Genomic DNA, 8,752 nt, shown 5'->3' with positions numbered 1-8,752 from the left:
TCGTCTGGCCTCGCCGAAAGCCCGCTCCCGCGAACGACCGCAGCCCTTTTCCCGCATTGCGTCGCGTCCGCGGCCCTGTACCTCTCACGCACGCGCCGCGCACCGTGGCGCCTCGAGTAAGCCATTGTCACATCTCGCTTCTCCAGCATTGACTACGGCGTCGGCGTGCGTGCGCTCGCGTACGCGCAGCAGGCGCTCGACGGCCGCGTGCCGCGCGATGCGTTCGCCAGCGCGCTGCTCGCGGAAACGGGCGCGCAGGATCGCGATGCGCTCGTCCAGTGGTCGTGCGATGCGAACCAGACGATCTACGCACGGCTTGCGCCGATCGTGTTCGCTCACCGTTCGCATCCGGTCGCGGGCGCACTGATCGCGCAGGCGGGCGACGAGATCGGCAAGATGATCGACGCGCTCGATCCGCAGCAGGCGCTGCCGGTCGCGCTGTGCGGCGGATTGGCGGACGCACTGGCACCGGCCGTGCCGGCGCGCCATGCTGCCCGGCTGCGCGCGCCGCTCGACGATTCGGCGCACGGCGCGCTACGGCTCGCGCTGCAGGCGCTGCGGGAAGCGGAAGGCGGTTGAAGGCGTTCGAGGGTGGCTGAAGGCGCCCCGAAGCGGGGCCGCTGGCGGAGATCGACCGGGAACCGTCCGGCGGGCAACCGGGCACGACGTTAAAATGGCCGTTCCGCAGAGCCCTGAGCGCCATTCTTCCGTCCCATGTACAAAGTCATCGCCACCGATCTCGACGGTACCCTGCTGAACAGCGACCACCAGCTCGATCCGTACACGATCGACACCGTCCGCCGGCTCGACCGCGACGGCCTGCAGTTCGTGATCGCCACCGGGCGCCATTACGCGGACGTCGCCGGCATTCGCGACGTGCTCGGCATCCGGCCGTACCTGATCACGTCGAACGGCGCGCGCGTGCATGCGCCGGACGACACGACGATCCACGCGCAGGACATCGATCCGGCGATCGTTCGCGGCCTCGTGCAGCCGGAGGTCGTCGGCGCGCACGGCCGGGTGATCGTCAACCTGTTCACCGACCAGGGCTGGCTGATCGACCGCGATGCGCCGCACCTGCTCGAATTCCACCAGGATTCGGGCTTCCGCTACGACGTGATCGACATGGCCGCGCACGACGGCACGGATATCGCGAAGGTGCTGTATATCGGCGATCCGGCCGATCTGGCGGTCGTCGCCGAGCAGATGCGCGTGCGCTTCGGCGATGCGCTGTACGTCACGTACTCGCTGCCCGACTGCCTCGAAGTGATGACCGCTAACGTGTCGAAGGGCCGCGCGCTGCGCTCGGTGCTCGCGCGGTTCGGCGTCGACACCGGCCACTGCATCGCGTTCGGCGACAACATGAACGATATCGACCTGCTCGAAACCGCCGGCCACGCGTTCATGATGAACAACGCGAACCCCGACCTGATCGCGCGGCTGCCGCACATCCCGCGGATCGGCAACAACTTCGACGCGGGTGTCGCCCGCCACCTGCGCACGCTGTTTTCGCTCGAAGGCAACCCCGCCGCATCCTGAGCGTCCTGCTCCGGTGGAAATGAAAAACGGGCGCCAGTGGCGCCCGTCGAAATGACCTGCCTCGATCTTCTTGGACAGCGTGAGGCTCGCTGCTCTGCTCGCTTGACCCCGTAGTGTTTTATTCGCTTGTGCGAGCCGATACCGGCAGCAGGTCGACGGCGTTGTCACGCCCTGCGACCAGCGGGTAGATGATCCCGGCGAGTGCCGCGCCGATGATCGGCGCCACCCAGAACAGCCAGAGCTGGCCGATCGCTTCGCCGCCCACGAACAGTGCCGGGCCGGTCGAGCGGGCCGGGTTCACCGACGTGTTGGTGACCGGGATCGAGATCAGGTGAATCAGCGTCAGGCAGAGGCCGATCGCGATCGGCGCAAAGCCGGCCGGTGCGCGCTTGTCGGTGGCACCCAGGATCACGAACAGGAAGAAGCCCGTCATCACGACTTCGCAAATGAACGCCGCACCGAGTGCGTAGTGGCCGGGCGAGCGCTCGCCGAAGCCATTCGTCGCAAAGCCGCTGCCGACGACGTCGAAGCCCGGCTTGCCGGTCGCGATCAGGTACAGCACGAATGCGCCGATCGTCGCGCCGACAACCTGCGCGACGATGTAAGGCACGAGATCGCGTGCGGGGAAGCGGCCGGCGACCGTCAGGCCGACGCTCACTGCGGGATTCAGGTGGCAACCCGAAATATGGCCAATGGCGAATGCCATCGTCAGCACGGTCAGGCCGAAGGCTAGTGCGACGCCGGCAAAGCCGATGCCGAGGCCCGGAAAGGCGGCGGCCAGCACGGCGCTTCCGCACCCGCCGAGCACCAGCCAGAACGTGCCGAATACCTCTGCAGCGAGACGCTGAGAAAGATTCATGTAAGGACCTCGTTCAAGTGGATTGAAGACAACCGGATGACGCGACGGATTTAAACCGTCACCGGAATTGGTCTGGATTATAGGAAATGAATCGGGTCGGGGAGGGTCAACGATTGTTAAATTTGAATGGCTGACGAATGCCTTTTATTAGAATAAGTCCGCATTCTCGATATAGCCGAATCGGTTAAAGATGACAGCATTAATATCGAAGGGCAGGGCAGCAGTGCAGATGGCGTAACGGATGTGAGTATCCCGGCCGGATTCGCCGGGGCCGCATCATCGAAAAGGGGAGTCAAAAAATGTCTCAATACGCGAAACTCAAGGCGCAGATCGCCGATCTGCAGGCCCAGGCGGACGACGTGCGCCGCCAGGAAGTGGCGGCGGTGATTGCCGAAGTCCAGCAAAAGATTGCCGAATACGGGCTGACGGCCCAGGATCTGGGCTTCGCGGAGCGAGCGAAGCGCGGGCGCCCGCCGAAGAAGGCGCCGCTGCCGCCGAAATACCGCGATCCGAAGTCGGGCGCGACGTGGAGCGGGCGTGGCAAGCCGCCGAATTGGATCGTCGGTAAAAATCGCGATCGTTTCCTGATCGAATGACCGAAAACCCAACGCAAAAGAGCCGCATCGAGATGCGGCTCTTTTGTTTTGCGCGCCGATTTCGGCGCGGAATTGATTACGGAATATTTCCTCGCGGATTTCCGTGTCAGGCGCCGGCGACGCGGCGCAATGCCGGTTGGCGGGTTCGCGTGCAAAGCGATTCGTAAGTTTCGACATAACGCTGCGCCATTGCCTTCGAGCTGAAACGCGTGTCGAAACGTTCGCGGATGGCGGTGCGCGACAGGCTGTCGAGCCGGTGCAGCGCGCCGACCGCGCCTTGGACGTCCTCGACGATGAAGCCCGTTACGCCATCCTCGATCACTTCCGGCACCGAGCCGCGGTTGAACGCGACGACCGGCGTGCCGCAGGCCATCGCCTCGATCATCACGAGGCCGAACGGCTCCGGCCAGTCGATCGGGAACAGCAGCGCCTTCGCGCCGGACAGGAACGCGGGCTTCTGCGCCTCGTTGATCTCGCCGATGAACTCGACGTGCGCCTCGCCGAGCAGCGGCTCGATCACTTCCTTGAAATAGTCGGCGTCGGCCTTGTCGACCTTCGCGGCGATCTTCAGCGGCAGCCCGCTTTGCGCGGCGATCCGGATCGCGGTGTCGACGCGTTTTTCCGGGCAGATCCGGCCGAGGAACGCGAGATATTCGGGCTTCACGCCCGGCTGCGGCGTGAGCAGCGTGTCGGGCAGCCCGTGATACACGGTGCCGGCCCACGCGGCCTGCGGCAGCGGCTTGCGCTGGTTGTTCGAGATCGACACGACCGGCGCGTCCGGGAACGCGTCGAACACCGGTTGCAGCTCCGGCAGGTCGAGGCGGCCGTGCAGCGTCGTCACGTACGGCGTGTCGAGGCGCGACATCAGCGGGAACGGCAGGTAGTCGAGGTGGAAGTGCAGCACGTCGAATTCGTGCGCGACCCGGGCGACCTGCTCGAGAAGGCGCATATGGGGCGCCATCGAATCGCGGATCGACGGGTCGAGCCGCAGGGCGCGCGGCCAGGCCGCCTCGAGACGGGCCGACGTGACGGAGTCGCCACTGGCGAACAGCGTCACGTCATGGCCGAGTTCGACGAGCGCCTCGGTGAGGTAGGACACGACACGCTCGGTGCCGCCATAGAGTTTCGGCGGAACGGCTTCGTAAAGCGGCGCGATCTGGGCAATTCGCATGGGGTTCTCCTGTTTCGATCCGAGGGCGCGGTAGCGCCGATGCGGATCCCGTGCAAGGTTGCGGAACTCGCCGACGTACGCGGTTGGCGGTACGTGGCCGTGCCCTGGGCGGGGTGCGCGGGGCGCCGGACGGCAAGCTGCGGGGCGGGCCGGCACGGCTCGCGCCGCCGCCCATTGGAGTCCATTATCGATATCGCCTTGAGGGGTTCGAGTGTTTTTTCAAACACTTAAGGCTTGTTACACGATGAAATACGCGAAAACCCCGAGAAAAAGGGCGCGGAATCAGAAATGGAGATAGACGCAACTATTGTTGCGTCATCGTGAAAAACCACTATAATTTTTACCGATCCGGTTGTCGGCAGCCTTGCCGGCAAGCCTTTCGCTACCGCACGGAGGCCATCGGATCCATCGCAGCCGAATTCGCGCTGTCACCTGCTTCCCCGATTTCAGCTTTCAATTCGCCTTGTCGGAAAAATTCCTACACGGTTTACAGACAAATCCTGCATGGCATACGCCACTTCGCTGATACCGGCGTAAATGCCGTTTGGCCAAAATTCGCCCTGTAAGACTATAAACGAGCCGACTGAGCGCCAAGAGCGCCCCGATCGAGCAAACGTTTTCATAACATGAATGGCCAAAGCAAAGCTCTTTAACGGGGGAATCATGAGCGCTACCAGCGAAATGCTCAGTGAGATCAAAGAGGTCAACCTGTCGTACCTCCTCCTCGCGCAACGCCTGCTGCGGGAAGACAAGGCGATGGGCATGTTCCGCATGGGAATTTCCCAGGAACTGGCCGACGTGCTCGGGAACCTCACGCTCGCACAGACCGTGAAGCTCGCCGCGTCGAACCAGATGCTGTGCCGCTTTCGCTTCGACGATCACGCGTTGCTGTCGTCGCTCGCCGACAAGGGCCGCAGCGATGTCGTCGCGCACGCCCACTCGGCCATCCTGATGGCCGGGCAGCAGGTCGAAGGCGTCCGCTGATCCATCCCGCCTTGCGACTGTCCCGGCGTGCCGCGCCGGCGGGCAGCGTATTGGCCATCCATCCGAACAACGTCAAGCGGACGGTTTTCACCATGGCAAGCAAAAGCGTCGTGATCGAGGTGAAGGAAATCACCCTCGCCATCGAACTGATCGAACTGGGCGCCCGGCTGCAGTTGCTGGAAGCGGAGACGAGCCTGTCGCGGGACCGTCTGATCAAGCTGTACAAGGAACTGAAGGGCGTGTCGCCGCCGAAGGGGATGCTGCCGTTCTCGACCGACTGGTTCATGACGTGGCAGCCGAACATCCACTCGTCGCTGTTCTACAACATCTACCGGTTCATGCAGGACCACGGCCGTTGCGACCCGATCCAGTCGATCGTGAAGGCGTACCGGCTCTATCTGGAGCACGTGAACCTGTCCGGCGACGAGGCCGCGCTGAGCCTCACGCGCGCGTGGACGCTCGTGCGCTTCTTCGATTCGGGGATGCTGCAGATGACCCCGTGCACGCGCTGCGGCGGCCACTTCGTCGCGCATGCGCATGATCCGCATCAAGGTTTCGTCTGCGGCCTCTGCCAGCCGCCGTCGCGCGCGGGCAAGACCCGCAAGGCCGCCGCCGCGCGCGCCGAACTGGCCGCCGCCGCGGCCTGAGCACTGCCGGGCGGGGCGCAAGCGGCCGCGCCGGGCGGCGCGAAGCGTCCGCGAATTGCTGGTAAACACCTCCGCGCCGCCGCCGGGCGGCCGCGAAAGTTTTCCTGCCGACTGCCGTAAACCTGTTTAACGGCGGTCTCCCCGCCGGTCATTCGTGAGGGACAGGCAGTGCTGATTATCGTGGGAACACTCGTGACGCTGTTGTCCGTCTTCGGCGGTTATGCGCTGGCAGGCGGGCATCTGGGCGCATTGATCCAGCCCGTCGAGATCCTGATGATCGTGGGCGCCGGCGTCGGCGCGTTCATCCTCGGCAACGGCGGCAAGACCATCAAAGCCACGCTGCGCGTGCTGCCGACGCTCTTCAAGGGCTCGAAATACACGAAGGATGTCTATATGGAGCTGATGGCGCTTCTTTACGTGCTGCTCGCGAAGGCACGCAAGGAAGGCACGCTGACGCTCGAGGCCGACATCGACGATCCGGAAAAGAGCCCGATCTTCACGCAATACCCGAAGATCCTCGCCGATCACCACATTGTCGAATTCCTGACCGACTACCTGCGCCTGATGGTGGGCGGCAACATGAACGCGTTCGAGATCGAGAGCCTGATGGACGAGGAGATCGAGACGCACCACACGGAAGGCGAAGGCCCCGCGCACGCGCTGATGCGCGTCGGCGACGCGATGCCGGCGTTCGGTATCGTCGCGGCCGTGATGGGTGTCGTGCACACGATGGCGTCCGCCGACAAGCCGCCCGCGGTGCTCGGCGCGATGATCGCGCAGGCGCTGGTCGGCACGTTCCTCGGGATCCTGCTGTCGTACGGGTTGATCGGGCCGCTTGCGAGCCTCGCGGAGCAGCGCGTCGCCGAGTCGACCAAGATGTTCCAGTGCATCAAGGTGACGATCCTCGCGACGCTGAACGGCTATGCGCCGGCGATTGCGGTCGAGTTCGGCCGCAAGGTGCTGTTCTCGACCGAGCGCCCGTCGTTTTCCGAGCTCGAAGAGCATGTGCGCCGCGTGAAGGCGAAGTGACGCGGAGCGCCCGATGAGCAAAAGCAAGGATCGCGCGATCGTCGTCAAGCGGGTGGCCCCGGCGAAGAAGGGCCACCATGGCGGCGCATGGAAGCTCGCGTACGCGGACTTCATGACCGCGATGATGGCGTTCTTCCTGCTGATGTGGCTGCTGAGCTCGGTCACGTCGGTGCAGCTGAAGGGGATCGCCGAATACTTCAATACGCCGCTGAAGGCCGCGCTGTTCGGCAGCGGCGACCGCAGCTCGCAGGATTCCAGCATCATCAACGGCGGCGGCCGCGACCTGTCGAGCGTCGACGCCGGCACGCTGCACCGCACCGACGGCACGACGCAGCTCGCCGAGCGCTTTGCGAAAGCGGGCGACGAGCATTCCCGGTCGCAGGCGCAGGGCGCGCAGGACCGGCTCGAGCAGACGCGCCTGCACGACCTGCAGATCAAGCTGATGGCCGCGATCGAGGCCAACCCGACGCTGCGCCAGTTCAAGCAGCAGATCCGCATCGATTCCACGCTGATGGGGCTGCGCATCGAGATCGTCGATACGCAGAAGCGGCCGATGTTCGCGATGTCGAGCGACAACGTCGAGCCGTACATGCGCGACATCCTGCGCGAGATCGGCAAGACGCTGAACGACGTGCCGAACCGGATCATCGTCCAGGGCCACACCGACGCCGTGCCGTACGCGGGCGGCGAGGGCGGCTACAGCAACTGGGAGCTGTCGGCCGACCGCGCGAACGCGTCGCGCCGCGAGCTGATCTCCGGCGGCATGGACGAGGCGAAAGTGCTGCGCGTGCTCGGCCTCGCGTCGACGCAGAACCTGAACAAGGCCGACCCGCTCGATCCGGAAAACCGCCGGATCAGCGTGATCGTGCTGAACCGCAAATCCGAAGAGGCGCTGATGCGCGACGATGCGACGACCACGACGCTGTCGGCCGATGCGGCCGGCTCGCAGCAGCTCGCGCAGCAGCTGGCCCCGGCGCCGGCCGTGCGCCCGGCGCTCGCGGCGTCCGCCGTCGCCGTGCCGAAACCCTGACGTTTACAAGATTCCGAGACAGACATGATCCGAACCATTCTCGCCATCGACGACTCCGCGACCATGCGTGCGCTGCTGCAGGCGACGCTGGCGCAGGCCGGCTACGACGTGACGGTGGCGCCGGACGGCGAAGCCGGCTTCGACCTGGCGGTCGCCCGGCAGTACGACCTGGTGCTGACCGACCAGAACATGCCGCGCAAGAGCGGGCTCGAGGTGATCGCGTCGCTGCGCGTGCTGGGCGCGTATGTGAACACGCCGATCCTCGTGCTGACGACAGAAGGCAGCGACGCGTTCAAGGACGCCGCGCGCGACGCGGGCGCGACCGGCTGGATCGAGAAGCCGATCGACCCCGCCGTGCTGGTCGACCTGGTCGCGACGCTGTCCGAGCCGGCCGCTTCCTGACATTCACGCGACGCATTCAACCCGGGACCGGGCATGACTCTCGACATCACTCAGTTCTACCAGACATTTTTCGACGAAGCGGACGAGCTGCTCGCGCAGATGGAGCAGCTGCTGCTGAACCTCGACGTCGGTTCGCCCGACCCCGAGGATCTGGCCGCGATCTTCCGCGCCGCGCATTCGATCAAGGGCGGCGCGGCGACGTTCGGCTTTTCCGCGCTGACCGATACGACGCACATCCTCGAATCGCTGCTCGACCGCGCGCGCAACCATGAGCTGACGCTGACCAAGGAAATGGTCGATGCGTTCCTGGAAACCAAGGACGTGCTGTCCGACCAGCTCGTCGACTACCGCGCCAGCGCCGAACCGGACGCGGCCGGCTGCACCGACGCGACGGCCGACCCCGACCAGTCGATCACCGAGCAGCACAAGACGCCGAGCGGGTTCAGCGGCTATTACTCGCTGTGCAAGTCGGACAACCCGACCGTGAACCGCGCG

10 protein-coding genes and 1 pseudogene are annotated in these 8,752 nt (G+C 65.1%); 9 read left to right on the top strand and 2 right to left on the bottom strand.

Features of this window, described 5'->3' with window-relative positions:
- Positions 1-159 precede the first annotated feature (159 nt).
- Together G3N61_RS36660 and G3N61_RS36655 are read left to right on the top strand one after the other, a co-directional pair.
- Positions 160-579 (top strand): annotated as a pseudogene (locus G3N61_RS36660) (ATPase); the annotation flags it as partial.
- A 135-nt stretch (positions 580-714) separates the two neighbouring features.
- A complete protein-coding gene (locus G3N61_RS36655; protein ID WP_205824848.1) occupies positions 715-1,539 on the top strand; it encodes a Cof-type HAD-IIB family hydrolase in 825 nt (274 codons plus the stop codon).
- Positions 1,540-1,657: 118 nt separating this feature from the next.
- On the opposite strand, the gene aqpZ is transcribed toward G3N61_RS36655, so the two are convergent.
- The gene (aqpZ, locus tag G3N61_RS36650; protein ID WP_043185032.1) at positions 1,658-2,398 is read right to left on the bottom strand and encodes an aquaporin Z; all 741 of its coding nucleotides are present in this window, start codon (positions 2,396-2,398) and stop codon (positions 1,658-1,660) included.
- 299 nt (positions 2,399-2,697) lie between these two features.
- Between aqpZ and G3N61_RS36645 the strand changes: the two genes are divergently transcribed.
- A complete protein-coding gene (locus G3N61_RS36645) occupies positions 2,698-2,994 on the top strand; it encodes an H-NS histone family protein (protein ID WP_021162849.1) in 297 nt (98 codons plus the stop codon).
- A gap of 106 nt (positions 2,995-3,100) precedes the next feature.
- Here G3N61_RS36645 and G3N61_RS36640 read toward each other — a convergent pair whose 3' ends face one another.
- Positions 3,101-4,165 (bottom strand): glycosyltransferase family 4 protein, encoded by a 1,065-nt coding sequence (locus G3N61_RS36640; RefSeq protein ID WP_089449695.1) that lies wholly within the window; start codon positions 4,163-4,165, stop codon positions 3,101-3,103.
- A 663-nt stretch (positions 4,166-4,828) separates the two neighbouring features.
- On the opposite strand from G3N61_RS36640, the gene flhD reads away from it, so the two are divergent.
- The 6 genes from flhD to G3N61_RS36610 form a co-directional block, all read left to right on the top strand.
- Entirely contained in the window at positions 4,829-5,149 is a 321-nt protein-coding gene (gene flhD / locus G3N61_RS36635; protein ID WP_027788649.1) for a flagellar transcriptional regulator FlhD, read from the top strand.
- Positions 5,150-5,241: 92 nt separating this feature from the next.
- On the top strand, positions 5,242-5,796 hold the full coding sequence (gene flhC, locus G3N61_RS36630) for a flagellar transcriptional regulator FlhC (protein WP_043185235.1): 555 nt from the start codon (positions 5,242-5,244) through the stop codon (positions 5,794-5,796).
- Positions 5,797-5,964: 168 nt separating this feature from the next.
- Complete coding sequence (motA, locus tag G3N61_RS36625; protein ID WP_043185037.1) at positions 5,965-6,825, top strand: flagellar motor stator protein MotA; 861 nt, start codon at positions 5,965-5,967, stop codon at positions 6,823-6,825.
- 13 nt (positions 6,826-6,838) lie between these two features.
- Entirely contained in the window at positions 6,839-7,855 is a 1,017-nt protein-coding gene (motB, locus tag G3N61_RS36620; RefSeq protein WP_043185039.1) for a flagellar motor protein MotB, read from the top strand.
- A gap of 24 nt (positions 7,856-7,879) precedes the next feature.
- A complete protein-coding gene (locus G3N61_RS36615) occupies positions 7,880-8,257 on the top strand; it encodes a response regulator (protein WP_043185040.1) in 378 nt (125 codons plus the stop codon).
- Positions 8,258-8,290: 33 nt separating this feature from the next.
- On the top strand, positions 8,291-8,752 hold a 462-nt coding region (locus tag G3N61_RS36610; protein WP_241018076.1), incomplete at its 3' end, for an Hpt domain-containing protein.

Origin of the sequence: Burkholderia sp. Ac-20349 (assembly GCF_017104865.1) — a bacterium.
Taxonomy (GTDB): Bacteria; Pseudomonadota; Gammaproteobacteria; order Burkholderiales; family Burkholderiaceae; genus Burkholderia; species Burkholderia aenigmatica.
This window is presented reverse-complemented; position numbering and strand designations above follow the sequence as displayed.

Coding starts and splice junctions, on each gene's coding strand:
- G3N61_RS36615 (WP_043185040.1), top strand. CDS start 7,880: ATGATCCGAACCATTCTCGCCATCGACGACTCCGCGACCATGCGTGCG.
- G3N61_RS36645 (WP_021162849.1), top strand. CDS start 2,698: ATGTCTCAATACGCGAAACTCAAGGCGCAGATCGCCGATCTGCAGGCC.
- G3N61_RS36640 (WP_089449695.1), bottom strand. CDS start 4,165: ATGCGAATTGCCCAGATCGCGCCGCTTTACGAAGCCGTTCCGCCGAAA.
- G3N61_RS36655 (WP_205824848.1), top strand. CDS start 715: ATGTACAAAGTCATCGCCACCGATCTCGACGGTACCCTGCTGAACAGC.
- motB (WP_043185039.1), top strand. CDS start 6,839: ATGAGCAAAAGCAAGGATCGCGCGATCGTCGTCAAGCGGGTGGCCCCG.
- aqpZ (WP_043185032.1), bottom strand. CDS start 2,398: ATGAATCTTTCTCAGCGTCTCGCTGCAGAGGTATTCGGCACGTTCTGG.
- flhD (WP_027788649.1), top strand. CDS start 4,829: ATGAGCGCTACCAGCGAAATGCTCAGTGAGATCAAAGAGGTCAACCTG.
- flhC (WP_043185235.1), top strand. CDS start 5,242: ATGGCAAGCAAAAGCGTCGTGATCGAGGTGAAGGAAATCACCCTCGCC.